Raw genomic sequence first — 2,898 nt, 5'->3', positions numbered from 1 at the left:
GCCCAACACCTCGTGCGCGGTCTTCTGCATGCTCTTGGCGCGCGGATCGTAGTTCTTGTAGACGCGATGGCCGAAGCCCATCAGCCGGAACGGATCGTTCTTGTCCTTGGCGCGGGCAATGAATTCCGGGATGTGATCGACATGGCCGATCTCGCCCAGCATGTTCAGCGCCGCTTCGTTGGCGCCGCCGTGCGCCGGGCCCCACAGGCAGGCGATGCCGGCGGCGATGCAAGCGAACGGATTGGCGCCGGAAGAGCCGGCGAGGCGAACCGTCGAGGTCGAGGCGTTCTGCTCGTGGTCGGCGTGCAGGATGAAGATGCGCTCCATGGCGCGCGCCAGCACCGGATTGATCTTGTACTCCTCGCATGGCACGGCAAAGCACATGTGCAGGAAATTGGCGGCGAAGCCGAGGTCGTTCTTCGGATAAATGAAGGGCTGGCCGATATGGTATTTGTAGGCCATCGCCGCGATGGTCGGCATCTTGGCGATCAGGCGCATCGAGGCGACCATACGCTGATACGGGTCCGAGATGTCGGTCGAGTCGTGGTAGAAGGCCGACAGCGCGCCGACCACGCCGCACATGACGGCCATCGGGTGCGCGTCGCGGCGGAAGCCAGTGAAGAAGCGCGACATCTGCTCGTGCACCATGGTGTGGCGCGTCACGCGATAGTCGAAATCCTCCTTCTGCGCCTTGGTCGGGAGCTCCCCGTAGAGAAGGAGGTAACAGACTTCGAGGAAGTCGCCATGCTCGGCAAGCTGGTCGATTGGATAGCCGCGATGCAAAAGGATGCCGGCGTCGCCGTCGATGAAGGTGATTGCCGACTCGCAGCTTGCGGTGGAGGTGAAGCCGGGGTCGTAGGTGAAGGCGCCGGTGGTGCTGTAGAGCGCGCCGATGTCGATGACGTCAGGCCCGGTCGACCCGCTTCGCACCTTGAATTCATGGGTCTTGCCGGCGAGTTCGAGCCTGGCGGTCGACTCGTGCGCCTTGCTGCCCGGTTCCAGTTTTGTCGCAGCTTCGCTCATTCTCAAACTCCCTTTGTATCCTCATGCCGGCAAGGCAATTCCTGCAAACGACACGTCGAAGTCACCGGAATGCGCGAACTCGCCACCGCATTTTAGGAGGTGCGTGCCAGATTGGGCCAAGGCCTAATGTTGCACTGCGAAACACACCTTTCAATGCCAATCTTCTTGGGCCAGTCCGCTCCTAATCGATTTGATCTCCAATGCGCGCCAGGCTTTCCTGGCGGCCCAGCACGGCCAGCACGTCGAACACGCCAGGCGATGTGCTGCGGCCGGTCAGCGCGGCTCTCAGTGGTTGGGCCACCGCGCCAAGCTTGTATCCGCCAGCCTGCGCGAACTCGCGGATCGAAGCCTCCGCCGAGGCGGCGCTCCACTCGCCCTGGACAGAAGACAACGCGCCATGCGCGCCGCGCAGAATCGCGCGCGCATCCGCGCTGAGCAAGCCCGCTGCCTTCTCATCCAGGGGCAGTGGCCGCTCGGCAAACAGGAAGGCCGCGCCGTCGACCAGCTCCACCAGGGTCTTGGCCCGCTCCTTGAGGCCGGGCATGGCGGCAAGCAGCTGCGCCTTTCGCTTGTCATCGAGCTTTGCGGCGAGCGCCGGGCCGCCTTCGAGATAGGGCAGAGTGGCGACGAAGATATCGAACAGCGCGCGATCGTCCATCTTGCGCATATGCACGCCGTTCAGCGCCTCGAGCTTGGCGAAGTCGAAGCGGGCAGCGCCCTTGTTGACGTCGCCGATGTCGAACCAGGCGATCATGTCCTTGATCGACATCACCTCGTCGTCGCCATGGCTCCAGCCGAGCCGCGCAAGGTAGTTGAGCAAGGCTTCCGGCAAATAGCCCATGGCGCGATAGGCCTCGACGCCCAGCGCGCCGTGCCGCTTCGACAGCTTGGCGCCGTCGGCGCCGTGGATCAGCGGGATATGCGACATCGACGGCACCGCCCAGCCCATGGCGTTGTAGATCACCGTCTGGCGCGCGGCGTTGGTCAGGTGATCGTCGCCGCGGATGATATGGGTGACGCCCATGTCGTGGTCGTCGACGACGACGGCATGCATGTAGGTCGGGTTGCCGTCCGAGCGCAGGATGATGAAGTCGTCAAGATCCTTGTTGGGAAAGCGCACCTCGCCCTGCACGCGGTCATGGACGACCGTCTCGCCCTCGGTCGGCGCCTTGATGCGGATCGCGCCCTTGACGCCGGCCGGCGCCTCGGACGGATCGCGGTCGCGCCACTGTCCGTTATAACGCGGCGGCAGGCCCTTGGCTCTAGCTGCCTCGCGCATCGCCTCCAGCTCCGCGGGCGTCTCATAGCTGTAATAGGCCTTGCCCAGGCGCACGAGCTCCTCGGCCACCTCGCGATGGCGCGGGGCGCGCTCGAACTGGGAGACGGCGTCGCCATCCCAGGAAAGGCCAAGCCAGGTCAATCCGTCGAGAATGGCGGCCGTGGCGGCTTCGGTTGAGCGCTCGCGATCGGTGTCCTCGATACGCAAAAGCATCGTGCCGCCGGTGTGCCTGGCATAGAGCCAGTTGAACAGCGCCGTGCGCGCCCCGCCAATATGCAGGTAGCCTGTGGGCGAGGGGGCGAAACGGGTGACGACCTTGTCGGACATGGAACTCTCGAAGAAGCACTGAAACGGCATATTTCGCGCGGGCTTTCGCGCTTTGCGCGTTCATGTAGCATAGGCGGTCTGGGGCGCAAGGGGCAGACCCGATGGCTGGACGTGGCCGGGGCACGGAGGAGGGCGGGGAAACGACAGCAGGCGTCAGCGAGCGCCTGATGTTTGCTCATGCCGAGCCCGCTGAAGAAGCGCCGCTTTCGCTTCCGGAACTCCATCCGCCCGCCGGGTTGCCGCTGCCCGGTGGCGGTGCGCTGCAGCCA

2 protein-coding genes are annotated in these 2,898 nt (G+C 64.7%); both read right to left on the bottom strand.

Going from position 1 to position 2,898, the window contains the following annotated elements; genetic code table 11:
• Window positions 1-1,023, bottom strand: a 1,023-nt coding sequence (gltA, locus tag EOA23_RS33225; RefSeq protein WP_127307171.1) for a citrate synthase, incomplete at its 3' end; no start/stop codon positions are given.
• A gap of 181 nt (window positions 1,024-1,204) precedes the next feature.
• Window positions 1,205-2,629 carry a glutamate--tRNA ligase gene (gene gltX, locus EOA23_RS33220; RefSeq protein WP_126060754.1) on the bottom strand — a complete coding sequence of 475 codons (1,425 nt, stop codon included), beginning with the start codon at window positions 2,627-2,629 and terminating at the stop codon, window positions 1,205-1,207.
• Between the last annotated feature and the right edge of the window lie 269 nt (window positions 2,630-2,898).

Origin of the sequence: Mesorhizobium sp. M2A.F.Ca.ET.042.01.1.1, assembly GCF_003997405.1 — a bacterium.
In the GTDB taxonomy this organism is placed as follows: domain Bacteria; phylum Pseudomonadota; class Alphaproteobacteria; order Rhizobiales; family Rhizobiaceae; genus Mesorhizobium.
This window is presented reverse-complemented; position numbering and strand designations above follow the sequence as displayed.